Source organism: Candidatus Pelagibacter sp., assembly GCF_052049775.1.
GTDB lineage: Bacteria > Pseudomonadota > Alphaproteobacteria > Pelagibacterales > Pelagibacteraceae > Pelagibacter.
Map to the genome: position 1 here is coordinate 67740 of NZ_JBNGZH010000008.1, position 15387 is coordinate 83126.

The following is a 15387-nucleotide window of genomic DNA, read 5'->3' on the forward strand; positions in this document are numbered from 1 at the left end:
TTGATGAGTGAAAAGATATTAGTTCCAGTTCTTGGGGAAAGTATCACAGAGGCTACTGTCTCTAAGTGGTTAAAAAATGAAGGTGACCCCGTTGAAGCTGATGAGCCACTTGTTGAACTAGAAACAGACAAAGTAAATTTAGAGGTTCCTTCTCCAGTATCTGGTGTTCTTACAAAAATAAATTCAAAAAATGGATCGGTCGTTGAAGTTGGTGCTGATTTAGGATCTGTTTCCGAGAGTGAGACTAAATCTAAAGAAAATCAGGAAATTAAAAAGATACAACCCACTGTGAAAGTCGATAAGGAAAATTTGATAGATGAAGATAATAAAGATGAGGAGATGAAAGTTTTTCAAGATAATGTTGAAGAGGAGAAACCATTAGTTCTTACTGAAGAAGTAGAACCTTTAAAAGTAGAAGCTGAAATAAAAATCGATGAAACTTTATCTCCAGCAGTAAGAAAAATTGTAACTGAAAATAAGATAGATATCAGCTCTGTCAAAGGTTCAGGAAAAGATGGCAGAGTTTTAAAAGGCGATCTAATAAATTTAATGGGTGTCAATCCTCCTCCATCTGAAAGAAAAATAAAATATGGTCAAGAAGAGAGAATTAAAATGACCAGATTAAGACAAACTATTGCTAAGAGATTAAAACAAGCACAGGATAATGCAGCCTTACTCACAACATTTAATGAAGTTGATATGTCAAATGTAATGGCAATGAGGAAAGAAAATCAAGATGATTTTCAAAATCGCTATGGTGTAAAATTGGGGTTTATGTCCTTTTTCGTTAAAGCAAGTATAGTAGCATTAAAAAATTTCTCAGCGATAAACGCTGAAATTGAAGGTGATACAATTGTTTATAAAAATTATTATAATATAAGTTTTGCAGTTGGCACTGAAAAAGGATTGGTAGTTCCAGTTCTAAAAAACGCAGATGAATTATCTTTTGCTGATATTGAAAAAAATATCAAAAATATTTCTGAAAAAGCAAAAAATGGAAAACTCACAATTGAAGATCTTCAAGGGGGAACTTTCACTATCAGTAATGGTGGTGTTTATGGCTCAATGCTCTCAACTCCTATTCTTAATCTTCCACAATCAGGTGTCTTGGGTATGCACAATATAGTTGATAGACCTATCGTAGTTGATGGAGAAATTAAGATCAGACCTATAATGTACTTGGCATTATCATATGATCATAGAATTGTTGATGGTAAAGAGTCTGTTTCCTTTTTAAAAATGATAAAGGAAAATTTAGAGGAACCAAGAAGGCTATTTTTGGATATTTAAATGACAGATAAATTTCAAGCAGTAGTAATTGGTGGAGGACCTGGAGGTTATGTTTGTGCAATAAGATTGGCACAATTAGGCCTCAAAACTGCATGCATAGAATCCAGGGGTTCACTAGGTGGTACTTGTTTGAATGTTGGATGTATACCTTCTAAAAGTTTATTAAATTTATCTGAGGAGTTTCATAACGCGCAAAGTCTATCAAATAAAGGAATAGAAATAGGTGAAGTAAAATTAAACTTGTCAAAAATGATGAAGAATAAGGATAAAGCTGTTACGATTTTGACTAAAGGGGTGGAGTTTCTTCTTAAAAAAAACAAAGTCACTTATTTTAAAGGCACTGGAAGTTTCAAATCTAAATATGATATTGTAATCAAAGATAACAACAGTAAAGAGACAATTATACAAACTGAAAATACTATAATTGCCACTGGTTCAGTTCCAGTATCATTACCAGGAATTGAAATTGATGAAAAAGTAATTGTTTCATCCACTGGAGCACTTAAGTTAGAACAAGTTCCCAAAAAAATGGTTGTGGTTGGTGGAGGATACATTGGTTTAGAGATGGGGTCTGTATGGTCTAGACTTGGTTCAGAAGTTCATGTAGTTGAGTTTTTAGATCATATCACACCAGGTATGGATAAAGAGATTTCTAGTGAGTTCATGAAAATTTTAAAAAAACAAGGTATCAATTTTCATATGCAGCATAAAGTAGAGAAAATTAAAAAGAATAACAATAATGCAATTGTTTCAACTTTAAACGAAAATGGTACCAAAAAAGATTTTGAATGTGATGTAGTATTAATATCTGTTGGTCGAAAGCCAAATACAGAGGGACTAAATCTTCAAAAAATTGGTGTGGAATTAGATGAAAAAAAGAGAGTAAAAACAGATAAAAATTTTAAAACTAATCAAAATAATATTTATGCGATAGGAGATGTAATAAGTGGTCCTATGTTAGCTCATAAAGCTGAGGATGAAGGAATTGCAGTTGCAGAAAATATAGCAGGTCAATCAGGTCATGTTAACTATGATACTATCCCAGGTGTGATTTATACTAGTCCAGAAGTTGCTTCTATTGGAAAAACAGAGGAACAATTAAAAGAACTAAAAATAAGTTATAAAATTGGAAAATTTTCATTTATGGCAAACTCTAGAGCAAAAGCCATTGATGATACAGAGGGTTTTGTAAAAATTCTTGCTGATGAAAAAACTGATAAAGTATTAGGCGCACACTTAATTGGACCTCATGCTGGTGAATTAATTGGAGAAATTGGTATTGCTATGGAATTTGGTGCTAGCTCCGAGGATATTGCAAGAACTTGTCATGCCCATCCTACTTTTTCAGAAGCAGTGAAAGAGGCGGCTTTATCTGTAGATAAAAGAGCAATACACTCTTAATAATTTTTCATATTATCTAAATATGAATTTTCCGATTCTTTTACCTAACATATTTAACCATCCTTTTACCTATAAAAGTGATATAAAATTAAGCATTGGAGATTTTGTTGAAGTTCCTTTTGGAAAAACAAAAATTATCGGAGTTGTGTGGGATAATTTTGAAAAAAATCAGAATAAAAATTTTAAGATTAAAAAGATTATCAGAAAGTTAGAAATTCCAAAATTAAAAAAAAAAACAATAAATTTTTTAAATTGGTTTTCAGAATATAATATTGTTCCAAAAGGAATGGCACTCAAATTAACTTTATTGAGTGGAAGACCAGTAAAAAAACTTGATAATAAATTTTATAAAGATTTTCCTTTTAAGTTAAAAAAAAATTCATTTGAATTGAATGTAGAACAAAAAGAGTCTCTTAAGGAGATGAATAATATGAATAAAAAGTTTAATGTTCATGTTTTACAAGGAACGACTGGTTCAGGTAAAACTATTGTATATTTTGAAACTTTAAAGCATATCTTGCAAAAAGGTTATCAAGGATTAATAATGTTGCCAGAGATTGGGTTAACCAATCAATTTGAAAAAAGATTTTTTGAATTTTTTGGTTTCAAAGCAGCAATTTGGCACTCTGGTATAACAAAAAAAAACAAAGAAATTATTTGGAGTGGAATTACGAATGGCGAAATAAGCGTTGTTATTGGGGCCAGATCATCTTTATTTTTACCATTTAAAAATTTAGGGTTAATAATAGTTGATGAAGAGCATGATCAATCTTACAAACAAGATGAAGGGATAATATTTAATGCTCGAGATATGGCTATCTCTAGGGCATCTTTTGAAAATATTCCAATAAATTTAATCACTTCTGTTCCATCAATAGAAACATACGAAAATATAAAGAAAAAAAAATACACTTGTTCAAAACTTGTTCGAAGATATCAAAATGCTTCTTTACCTAAATATGAAATAATTAATTTGAATAATGTTAAAATGGATAAACAATCTTGGCTTTCTAAAGAGATAATTCAAAAAGTAAATTTTCACCTTAAAAAGAATGATCAAGTTTTATTTTTTCTAAATAGAAGAGGATTTTCCCCAAGTGTTTTGTGCAAAAAATGTTTCAATAATTTTTCATGTCCAAATTGCTCAATAAATTTAGTTTATCACAAAAATAAAAATTATTTATTGTGCCATTATTGTGGATTTAAAAGTTTTTTGAAAAGAGAATGTTCTAAAGAAGGATTTTGTGAATTTATATTTTGTGGACCCGGTGTTGAAAGGATCTCAGAAGAAGTAAAAAAAAGTTTTCCATCAAAAAAAATTGAAATTTTTTCTAGTGATACAATGAATAAAAAAAGCTCAAAAGAAAAATTAGAAAAAATAATAAATAATGAAATTGAAATTTTAGTTGGAACACAACTAATTTCTAAAGGTTTTCATTTTCCAAACTTGAATTGCATTGTTGTAGTTGATATCGATTTATCACTAATGGGTCACGACTTAAGGAGTGCAGAGAAAAATTTACAATTATATCATCAGTTATCAGGTAGAGCTGGAAGAACAGGAAGTCCGTCTACTATCTATTTTCAAACTTATAATTCTAATACAAAATTGATTGATGATATTACAAATAAAAATCCAGAAATTTTTCTTGATAAAGAAATAGAAATTAGAAAAAAAAATAATTTACCTCCATTTCAAAGATTTATCTCTTTGATTTTGACAGGTAATAAGGAAAATGAATTAGAAAGAGAAGCTTTAAAATTCAAACTATTCATTTCTAATAATATTAATGGAAAAATTTTAGGTCCAGTAAGCGCTCCTATCTTTAAATTAAAGAGCAAATATCGTGTGCGATTACTTATAAGAGGTGCCAAAACTCTTCAATTACAAAATAGTTTAGCATCAATAATTCCAAAATATAAATTTGCCTCAGGAATAAAACTTTCAGTTGATGTTGATCCAATTAGCTTTAATTAACGCTCAAAAAAACTAATTTTTAGCTAATGTGTTACTTGAAGACTATAAAGGCATGTGCTAATTAAATCGTGATTTTAAATTAATCATATTCATTTAAAGGGTAAAAATTGAGTAAAAATAAAGGATTTTCAGATACTTCAGCTAATAGATATTCTTTAGCTTTGTATGAGTTAGCGAAAGATTCTAACTCATTGGTTAATGTAGAAATAAATGCAAAAGCTTTTTTAAATTTAATCTCAAATAATAAAGATTTTAAAAATTTTATAAAGGATCCTACATTAAACGGAGAAGTTTTGACTAGTGTAATTAATAAGATTTCAGATAATTTTAAGTTGGAAATCCTTTTTAAAAATTTTGTAAATTTTTTGGTCTTAAAAAGAAGATTTTTTTATCTAGAGCAAATTTTAAAAACATTTATTGAAATATGTTCAGAAAAAAGAGGTGAATTAAAAGCAGAAATTAAATCTGCAAAATTACTTAATCAAGATGAGATTAAAAAAATTACAGATGAATTATCAAATAACTTCAAATCTCAAATAAAATTAAACTATATACAAGACGAAAGTTTAATTGGTGGTTTGGTCGTTAAAGTGGGAAGTACTATGATTGATACATCAATAAAAAGTAAATTACAACAAATTGAAAATAGAATGATAGAGGCATAAATGGAAATAAATCCTTCAGAAGTTACAAAAATATTAAAAGAACAAATTAAAAATTTTGGAGAAAAAGCAGAAATTTCTGAGGTTGGACAAGTATTGTCTGTAGGTGATGGTATAGCAAGAATTTATGGCCTTGATAATGTGCAAGCAGGAGAAATGGTTGAATTTTCTGATGGGTCGAAAGGAATGGCTTTAAATCTAGAAAGTGAAAATGTTGGAGTTGTAATTTTTGGTGACGACCGGAACATTAAAGAAGGTGATGTTGTAAAAAGAACCGGAAGCATTGTAGATACCCCTGTTGGAAAAGAATTGTTAGGTAGAGTGGTAGATGGATTAGGAAATCCAATCGACGGGAAAGGTGCTTTGGACAAAGGCATTAAAAAAAGTAGAGTTGAAGTTAAGGCACCAGGAATAATTCCAAGACAATCTGTTAGCGAACCAATGCAAACAGGTCTAAAATCAATTGATAGTCTTGTACCAATTGGAAGAGGTCAACGTGAGTTAATTATTGGAGATCGTCAGACAGGTAAAACTGCTGTAGCAGTTGATACAATTATCAATCAAAAAAAAATTAATGAGTCGGGCGATGAAAAACAAAAACTTTATTGTATTTATGTTGCCGTTGGTCAAAAACGATCAACTGTAAGACAAATTCAAAAAACTTTGGAAGAAGCTGGAGCGATGGAGTATACAACTATAGTCGCGGCAACAGCATCTGACTCAGCTCCACTTCAATTTTTAGCTCCTTACACTGGATGTGCAATGGGAGAATATTTTAGAGATAATGGAATGCATGCTCTGATTATTTATGATGATTTATCAAAGCAAGCGGTTGCTTACCGACAAATGTCACTGATCTTAAGAAGACCACCAGGTAGAGAAGCATACCCAGGTGATGTATTTTATCTTCATAGTAGATTACTGGAAAGGGCTGCTAAATTAAGTGATGATCACGGTGGAGGTTCGTTAACAGCTCTTCCGATCATTGAAACTCAAGGTGGAGACGTTTCTGCTTATATTCCAACAAATGTAATTTCAATTACTGATGGACAAATTTTTTTAGAAACTGAGTTATTTAACCAAGGTATAAGACCAGCAATTAATGTTGGTCTCTCTGTCTCTAGGGTTGGATCAGCTGCGCAAACAAAAGCTATGAAAAAAGTATCAGGATCAATGAAACTCGAATTAGCACAATATAGAGAAATGGCAGCTTTTGCTCAATTTGGATCAGATTTAGATGCATCAACTCAACAGCTATTGAATAGAGGATCAAAATTAACTGAGTTATTAAAACAGAAACAATACTCACCAATGACTGTTGCTGAACAAGTTATATCTGTATTTTGTGGAGTAAAAGGATATTTAGATGATATTGATTTAAAAGATATTGCTGAATTTGAAAACAAGATCATTGAGAGATGTAAATCTGATAAACCAGAATTAATCGAGTCTATTCAGAGCTCAGGTAAATTAGAAGAGGCAACAGAAAAAAGCTTAATTGATGTAATTACTAATCTTAAGAAAAATTTTAAATCTTGATTTATTTATGGCTAGTTTAGACGATCTAAAAAAAAGAATAACAAGTGTAAAATCTACACAAAAAATTACAAAAGCCATGAAAATGGTAGCTGCAGCTAAACTAAAAAGGGCTCAAGATAGTGCAGAAAAAGGAAGGCCATATTCTGAAAAAATGAATAATATAATTTTAAATTTATCTAGTGGTATCTCTGACAAAGAAACAGCTCCGAAATTACTATCTGGATCAGGGAAAGAACAAGTTCATCTTTGTGTTGTGCTGACGTCAGATAGAGGTTTATGTGGTGGTTTTAATGCGAATATAATTAAAAAAGCTAAAAGTTATTTTGCTAAATTGAATAAAGAGGGTAAGGAATTGAAGATTATTACTGTTGGTTCTAAAGGTAACGACCAGTTAAAAAGAGTATATGGAAATAAAATTATTGAGAATATTTCTTTTAAAAATTCAAAAAACGCAAATTACTTTGATGCAGAAAAAGTTGGAAAAATTATAATTGAAAAGTTTCAAAAAGAAGAATTTGATATCTGTACTATTTTTTACAATCAATTTAAAAACGTAATAACCCAAATACCTCAGGCTCAACAAATCATCCCGTTAAATACAAAAAGTGATGATCAAAATAATTCAGAAGATAACTACGAATTTGAACCAGATGAGGATGAAATTTTAAGTAATTTATTACCAAAAAATATTTCGACGCAAATATTTAAAGCGATGTTAGAAAATTCAGCTAGTGAGCAGGGTGCAAGAATGAGCGCAATGGATAATGCAACTCGAAACGCAGGTGAAATGGTTGATAAACTTACTATTGAATATAATAGAAGTCGTCAGGCAGCAATTACAAAAGAACTAATAGAGATAATATCAGGAGCAGAAAGTTTATAATTATGAGCAAGGGAATAATAACACAAGTTATAGGAGCAGTTGTTGATGTAAAGTTTGAAGGTGATTTACCAGAGATATTAACAGCTTTAGAATGTAAAAATGGAAATAATAGATTAGTGCTTGAAGTAGCTCAACACTTAGGAGAGTCTACTGCCAGAACAATTGCAATGGATGCTACCGAGGGACTAAAAAGAGGTGATGAGGTAATAAATACAAATGCTCCAATTAAAGTACCAGTAGGACCTGAAACTTTAGGAAGAATTATAAATGTTGTTGGAGAGCCTATAGACGAAAGAGGAGAAGTAAAAACAAAAGAAAATTGGCCAATCCATAGACCAGCTCCAGAATTTAACGATCAATCGACAGAAACAGAAATACTTGTAACTGGTATCAAAGTTATTGATCTTTTAGCTCCATATGCAAAAGGAGGAAAGATAGGTTTGTTTGGTGGTGCGGGTGTTGGAAAAACTGTTTTAATTATGGAATTGATAAACAATGTTGCTAAAGCCCATGGTGGTTTTTCAGTTTTTGCAGGTGTAGGTGAAAGAACTAGAGAAGGAAATGATCTTTATCATGAAATGATGGAGTCAGGGGTAATAAAATCTGAAGGATCTGGTTCTAAAGCAGCTTTAGTTTATGGACAAATGAATGAACCTCCGGGAGCAAGAGCAAGAGTGGCACTTACAGGGTTAACTGTAGCAGAATATTTTAGAGATCAAGAGGGACAGGATGTTCTATTTTTCGTTGATAATATATTTAGGTTTACTCAAGCGGGTTCTGAGGTATCAGCATTATTAGGAAGAATACCTTCTGCTGTAGGATATCAGCCAACATTAGCAACTGATATGGGAAATTTACAAGAGAGAATCACTACAACCAATAAAGGCTCTATTACTTCAGTACAGGCAATTTATGTGCCTGCTGATGACTTAACGGATCCTGCACCAGCAACCTCATTTGCTCATTTAGATGCAACAACTGTACTCTCAAGACAAATAGCTGAAATAGGTATTTATCCTGCAGTTGACCCATTAGACTCAACTTCAAGAATTCTTGATCCTAGAATTGTTGGTGATGAGCATTATCGAGTAGCTCGTGAAGTACAAAAAATATTACAAACATATAAATCGTTGCAAGATATTATAGCTATTTTAGGTATGGATGAATTATCAGAGGAAGATAAACTAGTCGTAGCAAGAGCTAGAAAAATTCAAAGGTTTTTATCTCAACCTTTCTTTGTGGCTGAGGTGTTCACAGGATCACCAGGAAAACTAGTTGATTTAGAGTCAACGATTAAAGGTTTTGATGCAATTTGCAAAGGTGAATATGATCATCTTCCGGAAGCAGCATTTTATATGGTTGGAACTATTGAAGAAGCCATCGAAAAAGCTGAAAAAATGTCCAAAGATGCGGCAGCTTAATGAGTGATGAATTTAAAATAGAAATAGTTAATCCAGAGAAATCCTTCTTATCAAAAGAGGATGTTAATGAGGTAGTTGTTCCTGCATTTGAGGGAGAAATGGGAATACTGAAAGATCATATTTCTATAATTTCATTTTTAAAACCGGGTATTATCACCATTCAAGCAAAATCTGGTGAAGAAAAGTATTATGTTGAGGATGGAATTATCGAATTTAAAAATAATACTTTATCCATTTTAACTAGCTATATCCTTAATTTAAAAGATATTGAGAAAAATAAATTGCTGGAATTATTAAAAAATGCAGAGGAAGAATCTAATAAACCAGAAATTAGTGATCAATTGAAATATTTGGCTGATCAAAAAGTTGAAACTTTAAAGTCTATCAATTAATTATTATTTTTATTTTTTCTTTAAGTTCTTTATATACATCATATTTGAAATCCACTACCACTTCAGTTATTTTATCTAATTCAATCCATTTCCACTCTAAAAATTCTGGTTTATTTGTTTTAATATTTATATCTTCATCTTTACCCAGGTATCTCATTAAAAACCATTTTTGTTTTTGTCCCTTGTATTTACCTTTCCAAATAATACCCAATAAATTTTTTGGTAGCTCGTAGGTAATTGTGCCCTCTATTTCTTTCACAAGTTCTACATTTTTTATACTAGTTTCCTCTTCTAATTCTCTATAAGCAGCCGTTAAAAAATCTTCCCCGTCATCTACACCTCCTTGTGGCATTTGCCAAAAATTTTTTGGATTATCAATTCGTTTTGCTACAAAAACTTTATTCTCTTTGTTAAGGACAACTATTCCCACTCCACTTCTAAGTGGTAGATTTCTGAATTTTTCTTCCATATTAGCCCTTAAGGAGTTTGATGGCGTATTCTAACTGATTGTCAGTTTCAGTTTTGATTCTGAAATCATCGTTTTCCTCATCAATTTCTATATCTGGAGATACACCAACATCAGAAATAGATTTTCCAGAAGGAAGATAATATTTAGCCACTGTAAGCCTAATTGCCCCATCATTTTTAAGGGGAATGATAGATTGCACTGAACCTTTACCATAACTATTTTCACCTAATAAAATTGCTCTTTTATGATCTTTAAGGGCTCCTGCAACTATTTCAGATGCTGAAGCCGATCCATAATTAATAAGAACAATCAAGACTTTTCCATTTGTAAGGTCACCTTTTTTTGCAAACCATTTTCTATTTTCAGAAGGTTTTCTACTTTTTGTGGATACGATCTCTCCATTATCCAAAAAAAAGTCGGAGATTTTTATTGCTTGAGAAAGTAGTCCGCCAGGATTGTTTCTTAAATCTAAAATGTATGACTTAACACTTTTATTTTTTTCTAATTTTTTAATTTCTCTTTCTATTTGTTTACCACTATTTTCATTAAATGAGGTTAGTCTTAAATAACCTATATTTTTTTCTAAAATGTCAGCTTTAACAGATTGAATTTGTATAATCTCTCTTACAACATTAAAAATTAGAGCTTTTCTCTCTCCACGTCTTCGAATGGTGAGTTCAATTCCTGATCCAACTGGCCCCCTCATTAAATCAACAGCTTCGCTGAGAGATTTTCCCTGAACTTGAACATCATTAATTTTAACAATATAGTCGCCTGCTTTAATCCCTGCTCTAGATGCTGGCGTGTCATCTATAGGAGAAATGACTTTTACAACACCTGACTCCATACTCACCTCAATACCAAGACCCCCAAATTCACCGCTGGTCTCAGTCTGCATTTCATTAAATATTTCTGGAGACATGTATGCCGAGTAAGGGTCAAGAGATTGTAGAAGACCATTGATTGCAGAGTCCATACTCTCAGATTGATTAATTTCATCTACATATTCTTTATTGATTTTTTCAAGCACTTCTCCAAATAAATCAATTTTTTTGTAAATTTCATTTTCAGCAGAATTCGCTTGCTGAAATAGAAAACAAAATAAAAATAATGTTAATACTTTTTTCATTAGATAATTAATTTTTCTTTAGGTATTAGCTCGGACCACATTTTTTCAAGTTCATAAAATTTTCTTTTTTCTGGGTGAAAAATATGGACAATTAAGTCTATACCATCAATTAATTTCCATTCACTACTATCTGCGCCCTCAATTTTTGAATTTTTAATACCATTATCTTTGAATTTTTCCAAAACTTGCTCTGATAAAGATTGTATGTGCCTAGATGAAGTGCCGCTCGCAATAATCATAAAATCAGCCATAGAACTTTTGTCTTTGAGATCTATGCTTATTATGTCTTGAGCCTTGTTAATATCCAATGTTTTGATGATAGAATTTTTAAGATCTGAAATTTTATCCATTAATTAATTTTAGACTATCAAATTTTCCTTAATTGAGAAGACGAAATATTGACTTTATTAAAATAAACAAATTTAAATTTCTCACTTTTAAGGGTTTTATATGTCTTTGAATTTAATGATTTTTTCTTATATCCATATCTATCAAAAACTAAAATATTACATTTTTCTGAAATCTGTTTCCATTTATACCATTTATGGAAATTAACTAAATTATCTGCACCCATTAAGAAAAAAATTTCATTTTTTTTATTTTTGTTGAAGTAATTAATTAGATTTATTGTTTTACTTGATTTAATTTTATCTTCAAAAAATTTGACCTCAATAAATTTATTTTTTTTAATAATTTTTTTACATCCTTTAATTCTAGATTGCAGGCTTAAAGAACTTTTTATTTTAAAAGGATTTTTTTTTGTAATTGCCCATATAACCTTTTCAAGTTTAAATCTTTTTACTGCTTCTTTAGATATAGCTAAATGACCATTGTGGGCAGGATCAAATGAACCACCTAAAATTCCAATTCTTTTTTTTTTCAAATTCAAATTACTTCCTTATTTGGCCTTTGCTAGTGACTTGATATTTGTAGGAAATAAGTTGATTAAGTCCAACCGGACCCCTAGGAGGAAGCGTGTTGGTTGAGATTCCCACCTCACCACCAAAACCAAATTCACCTCCATCTGAAAATTGTGTTGAAGTATTATGCATAGCTATTGAACTTTTTACATCATTTAAAAATTTTTTTGCTGCTTTTTTGTTTTGAGTAATAATACAATCCGTATGCATGGTTCCGTATTTGTTAATATGCGCTATAGCTTCATCTATATTTTTTACTGATTTCACAGATACAACAGGTGACAAATATTCTTTTGACCAATCTTTTATTGAGGCTTTCTGAATTTTTTTATCATAAAGTTTTCTTATCTTATTATCACCAATTATTTTACATCCATTTTCCTCTAAATTTTTTAAAATTTTATTTCCGAATTTCTTGATTATCTTTTCGTGTAAAAGAATTGTTTCGGTTGCCCCACATATTGCGGTATTCCTCATTTTAGCATTTTGAATTATTTTATTTGCAATCTTAGGATTTGCATTTTTATCTACGTAAGAATGACAAACACCTTCCAAATGACCAATCGTTGGAACAGATGACAAATCCTGTACTTTTTTAACTAAACTTTTCCCACCTCTTGGAATTATTACATCAATAAATTTACTCATTTTTTGTAGAAGAAAATCAACAACACTTCTTTTTTTATGTTTTAAAAACTGAACATAATTTTCATCAACATTATTTTTCCTCAGTGATTTTCTAAAGAATTTTGTGAGAATAAGATTAGAATAATATGCTTCAGATCCACCTTTTAAAATGACAGCATTTCCAGACTTAAAACATAACGATGCAACATCTGCTGTAACATTGGGTCTACTTTCGTATATAACGCCAATTACACCAATAGGTATTGATACTTTTGATATTACCAAACCATTTGGCCTTTTCCATTTTTCTAAAATGACATTTGTAGGATCCTTTAAACTAATAATTTTTTTTATAGTATTGGTTATCGCAACTATTTTTTTGTCATTTAATATCAATCTTTGGATTAAATTATTTTCAATACCTTTTTTATAGGCATTCTTAATATCCTTTTTATTTTCATTAATTATCAATTTTTTGTGTTTTAAGATTAGAAAACGATAATCTTTTAGAACTTCGTCTTTTTTTTTTGTACTTAACTTACTATTAAAAGCTTTTTTTGATTTTTTTCCGATATCAGTTAGTAGCTTTTGCATTAAACCTCGACCATATCATCTTTATGAACAACTTCGGATTTTGTTATGTATCCAAGTTTTTTTTCAATCTCATTTGAGTGACAACCCATTATTTTATTTATTTCTTCTGAAGAAAAAGAGCTCAAACCTCTCGCAAATTCTTTATTTTTAGTATCTAGAATTTTTATATGATCACCTTTGTTAAATTTCCCTGATAAATTAATAATCCCTGCTGCCAATAAACTTTTACCACCAACTAGTGCTTTTTTGGCACCATCATCTATGACAAGAGCCCCTTTTGGTGAAACAGAACTTATTATCCATTTTTTTCGTGCATGTAATTTAGGTATTCTTGACTCAAATAAAGTACAAATATTTTTTTTTTCAATTTGTTGTATTGGATTTAAATATAATCCGTTTGCAATAATCATATTACATCCCGCCAAATTACAAATCTTAGCAGCTTCAATCTTGGTATTCATTCCACCCTTACCAAATTCTGTTATCCCTTTTATGTAAATTTTTTTCATATCTTTGTCTAGATTATTCACTTTTTTTATTAATTTTGCGTCTTTAAATAATTTTGGATTTTTTGTGAAAAGACCATCCACATCAGATAATAATATTAAAGTATCGGCATTTGTTATCTGTGCAACACGAGAGGCAAGTCTATCATTATCACCATACTTTATTTCTGACGTTGCAATTGTATCATTTTCATTAACGATGGGTATGTAATCCAATTTAAATAAGTTCTCAAATGTCCTTTTAGCATTTATTGATCTTCTTCTCTCCTCTGTATCATCCAAAGTTAGCAAAATTTGTGAAATATTAATCTTTAATTTTGAAAAAGTTTGAGAAAATAAATTCATAAGTTCGATTTGACCAACAGAGGCTATTGCTTGACTTTTATCAAGCTTTAAATTTGATTTATTGTAATTCATTTTTTTACATCCAAGTGCAATTGCCCCAGAACTTACAATGATAATCTTTTTATTTTTAGATTTTAGTTTTTGGATATCTTTAGCAAAAGAAGATAGCCATTTTTTTCTTATCTTTTTTTTATTATCTACAATCAGTGATGACCCAATTTTTATTACTATAATTTTCGAATTTTTAAGATGCATAACCAACTAATTTTGCTTTAATTTTGGAAATGTATTTTTTCTTTATTGTAGAAATTGTAATAACTTCTGATTTTGTGATTTTTTTTAAATTTTTCTCGATTTTTTTCATTTCTTTATCATCAATTAAATCGGTTTTATTTAAAACAATAAGCTCTCTTTTTTTTGCAAGTTTAGAACTGTAGTTCTTTAATTCTTTTTTTACCTGGTTGTAACTTTTTTTTATATCATCGTTTGTGATATCGATCATGTGTAAAAGAGATTTACACCTCTCTATGTGTTTTAAAAATTGTATTCCTAAACCAGTTCCCTTATGCGCTCCCTCTACTAATCCAGGAATATCTGCAATTGTAACTTCTTTATTATCATAGCTTGCCACACCAAGATTAGGATTTAATGTTGTAAATTCATAATTTGCAATTTTAGGATTAGCATTAGTAATAGCTGCTAGTAAGCTTGATTTACCAGCATTAGGCAATCCTATTATTCCAATATCTGCAATTGTTTTTAATTGAAGCCATATAGTAAATTCTTCACCTTGAGTACCCTTAGTAAATTTTCTTGGAGCTCTATTTGTTGAACTTTTGAATCTAGTATTGCCTAAACCACCTTTACCACCTGCGGCAGCCACAAACTCCTCCCCAATTTTTATAAAGTCAAAAATTAAGGTTTTATTATCTTCTTCAAAAACTTGAGTACCTAATGGAACTTTGAGAATGAGATCATCTCCACTTTTACCAGTCCGATTTTGTCCAGCACCATTGTCACCTCTTTTTGCTTTATGATGCTGTTGATATCTGAAATCGATTAAAGTATTTAAATTTCTCTCAGCTTTTAAAATTACTGAACCACCTTTACCACCATCGCCACCGTCTGGTCCACCATACTCGATAAATTTTTCTCTTCTAAAACTTGGAGAGCCATCACCACCATCACCAGCTTTAATATAAATTTTTACTTGATCTAAGAATTTCATAAT

General features: G+C 30.4%; 15 protein-coding genes. 8 read left to right on the forward strand and 7 right to left on the reverse strand.

The genetic code is table 11. The annotated features are described in order from the left end of the window. Positions 1-3: 3 nt before the first annotated feature. The 8 genes from odhB to atpC all read left to right on the forward strand — a co-directional run bounded on the left by odhB (position 4) and on the right by atpC (position 9566). The gene (gene odhB / locus ACTT83_RS01965) at positions 4-1290 is read left to right on the forward strand and encodes a 2-oxoglutarate dehydrogenase complex dihydrolipoyllysine-residue succinyltransferase (protein WP_440918518.1); all 1287 of its coding nucleotides are present in this window, start codon (positions 4-6) and stop codon (positions 1288-1290) included. Then, on the forward strand, positions 1291-2691 hold the full coding sequence (gene lpdA / locus ACTT83_RS01970; protein WP_440918519.1) for a dihydrolipoyl dehydrogenase: 1401 nt from the start codon (positions 1291-1293) through the stop codon (positions 2689-2691). Positions 2692-2713: 22 nt separating this feature from the next. Beyond that, positions 2714-4669 (forward strand): replication restart helicase PriA, encoded by a 1956-nt coding sequence (gene priA, locus ACTT83_RS01975; RefSeq protein WP_440918520.1) that lies wholly within the window; start codon positions 2714-2716, stop codon positions 4667-4669. Between the two features lie 107 nt (positions 4670-4776). Then, entirely contained in the window at positions 4777-5334 is a 558-nt protein-coding gene (atpH, locus tag ACTT83_RS01980; RefSeq protein ID WP_440918521.1) for an ATP synthase F1 subunit delta, read from the forward strand. Further along, on the forward strand, positions 5335-6870 hold the full coding sequence (atpA, locus tag ACTT83_RS01985; RefSeq protein ID WP_440916721.1) for a F0F1 ATP synthase subunit alpha: 1536 nt from the start codon (positions 5335-5337) through the stop codon (positions 6868-6870). Positions 6871-6877: 7 nt separating this feature from the next. Beyond that, the gene (locus ACTT83_RS01990) at positions 6878-7753 is read left to right on the forward strand and encodes a F0F1 ATP synthase subunit gamma (protein ID WP_440918522.1); all 876 of its coding nucleotides are present in this window, start codon (positions 6878-6880) and stop codon (positions 7751-7753) included. Positions 7754-7755: 2 nt separating this feature from the next. Next, entirely contained in the window at positions 7756-9174 is a 1419-nt protein-coding gene (gene atpD / locus ACTT83_RS01995; protein ID WP_440918523.1) for a F0F1 ATP synthase subunit beta, read from the forward strand. Next, positions 9174-9566 carry an ATP synthase F1 subunit epsilon gene (gene atpC / locus ACTT83_RS02000; protein ID WP_440918524.1) on the forward strand — a complete coding sequence of 131 codons (393 nt, stop codon included), beginning with the start codon at positions 9174-9176 and terminating at the stop codon, positions 9564-9566. Before atpD ends, atpC begins: the two co-directional genes overlap by 1 nt. On the opposite strand, the gene ACTT83_RS02005 is transcribed toward atpC, so the two are convergent. From ACTT83_RS02005 to cgtA, 7 genes are read right to left on the reverse strand one after another with little or no spacing between them, the layout of a single operon-like run. Continuing rightward, complete coding sequence (locus ACTT83_RS02005; protein WP_440918525.1) at positions 9559-10035, reverse strand: RNA pyrophosphohydrolase; 477 nt, start codon at positions 10033-10035, stop codon at positions 9559-9561. The genes atpC and ACTT83_RS02005 overlap by 8 nt on opposite strands. A gap of 1 nt (position 10036) precedes the next feature. After that, complete coding sequence (locus ACTT83_RS02010; protein WP_440918526.1) at positions 10037-11164, reverse strand: S41 family peptidase; 1128 nt, start codon at positions 11162-11164, stop codon at positions 10037-10039. Further along, positions 11164-11514, reverse strand: a complete 351-nt coding sequence (gene rsfS / locus ACTT83_RS02015) for a ribosome silencing factor (protein WP_440917727.1) — start codon at positions 11512-11514, stop codon at positions 11164-11166. The genes ACTT83_RS02010 and rsfS overlap by 1 nt, the downstream gene beginning before the upstream one ends. 17 nt (positions 11515-11531) lie before the next feature. Beyond that, positions 11532-12047, reverse strand: coding sequence for a nicotinate (nicotinamide) nucleotide adenylyltransferase (gene nadD, locus ACTT83_RS02020; protein ID WP_440918527.1), 516 nt, complete (start codon positions 12045-12047; stop codon positions 11532-11534). 7 nt (positions 12048-12054) lie between these two features. Further along, complete coding sequence (locus tag ACTT83_RS02025; protein WP_440918528.1) at positions 12055-13305, reverse strand: glutamate-5-semialdehyde dehydrogenase; 1251 nt, start codon at positions 13303-13305, stop codon at positions 12055-12057. Then, on the reverse strand, positions 13305-14411 hold the full coding sequence (proB, locus tag ACTT83_RS02030) for a glutamate 5-kinase (protein ID WP_440918529.1): 1107 nt from the start codon (positions 14409-14411) through the stop codon (positions 13305-13307). Before proB ends, ACTT83_RS02025 begins: the two co-directional genes overlap by 1 nt. Next, the gene (gene cgtA, locus ACTT83_RS02035) at positions 14401-15384 is read right to left on the reverse strand and encodes an Obg family GTPase CgtA (protein WP_440918530.1); all 984 of its coding nucleotides are present in this window, start codon (positions 15382-15384) and stop codon (positions 14401-14403) included. Before cgtA ends, proB begins: the two co-directional genes overlap by 11 nt. Positions 15385-15387 lie beyond the last annotated feature (3 nt).